2 protein-coding genes are annotated in these 1,258 nt (G+C 65.0%); both read right to left on the bottom strand.

The features are described 5' to 3' along the window. On the bottom strand, positions 1-565 hold a 565-nt coding region (locus ITJ49_RS17400; RefSeq protein ID WP_194606802.1), incomplete at its 3' end, for an IS30 family transposase. A 238-nt stretch (positions 566-803) separates the two neighbouring features. Continuing rightward, a complete protein-coding gene (locus ITJ49_RS17395; RefSeq protein ID WP_194606801.1) occupies positions 804-1,193 on the bottom strand; it encodes a helix-turn-helix domain-containing protein in 390 nt (129 codons plus the stop codon). Positions 1,194-1,258: the final 65 nt, after the last annotated feature.

The raw sequence follows: 1,258 nt of genomic DNA, 5'->3' as shown, positions 1-1,258 counted from the left end.
GTCTCAAAAAACTTTGGTGGCCTCGACCGGTCGATGCACCGCTCGTTGATTCGAGAGTAGCGGGCGACGATTCGGCCCTGTAGCGGTCCTTCGATCTGGCCCAGTCGAGGACTTGCCAGGGCCTATCGTTGAGACGGGTTGCGATGGCTTCGAGGTCGACGTTGGAGAACTGTCGGAGGTCGGATCCTTTCGTGAGATATTGGCGAAGCAGACGGTTCGTGTTTTCGTTGGATCCGCGTTGCCAGGGGCTGGCTGGGGCGCAGAAGTAGACGTCCATTTTGAGGTCGGTGGCGAGCTGTTGATGCTCGGCCATCTCGCGGCCTCGGTCCCAGGTCAGTGACCGCCGGAGGCTGTCCGAGACGTCGTCGAATGCCGCTGTCACGGCGACTCGGACAGCGTCCGTTTTGTAACCATCCGGCAGGGGAATGACCTTCACGAAGCGGGTGCTTCGCGCGACCAGTGTCGCCACGACGGAGGGCCGCTTCCCCATGACGAGGTCACCCTCCCAGTGGCCGACCTGCAGGCGGTCTTCCACGGCGGCGGGGCGGGCGGTGATCGGGACCATGTTCTTCAGCCGCCCTCGCCCGATGCTCGTTTCCCGCGCCGTGGCCGCCGGATGGTGGGTCCAGAGCGGAGATGCTGCGACATGCCGCGGTCGAGCTCGCGGTGGTAGACGTGATAGATCGACCGGTAGATGGCCTCGTGGGACAGGCGCATCGTCGGGTCGTCGGGCAAGGTTAGCTTCAGCCAGGCAGCGATCTGCTCAGGCGACCAATCCAGTTCTAACTTGGCTTCACGACCTTTCACAGCTGAGGCCGCTCGCGCAGCCGGGTCGGTTTGGGCCGGTTTGTTCGAGTCTGGTCTGCTTGGTCCGCAGCGGCGGCACGGTAGTCGGCCCGCCCACCGTTGCGGCCGACCTCCCGAGACACGGTCGAATGCGGACGCCTCAAAGGCGCAGCGATCCTGCGCACGGACCAGCCGGCAGCGGTGCCGCGGGAGATCTCCTCCCGCTCGTGCCCGGTGAGATGACGATGGTCTCGCCGAGACGTCACCGGCTTGATGCCGCCACGACCTCGCAGGAAGTACTGAATCGCATGCGCCGGCTGGCCCACCCGATCGCCCACCCGCCGGAACGACTCACCCTCCCGCCAGCCCGCCCAGATCGCCTGTTCCTGCTCCGCCGTGTATTCCACACGCACCTCCACCACTCATCCTGTCGAGTAGCGGTGCACCCACCGGTTGAGGCCACCATAGATTT

The organism is Frondihabitans sp. VKM Ac-2883 (genome assembly GCF_015350875.1).
In the GTDB taxonomy this organism is placed as follows: Bacteria; Actinomycetota; Actinomycetes; order Actinomycetales; family Microbacteriaceae; genus Frondihabitans.
The sequence above is the reverse complement of the archived record's forward strand: the minus strand, read 5'-3'. Positions and strand labels throughout refer to the sequence as shown.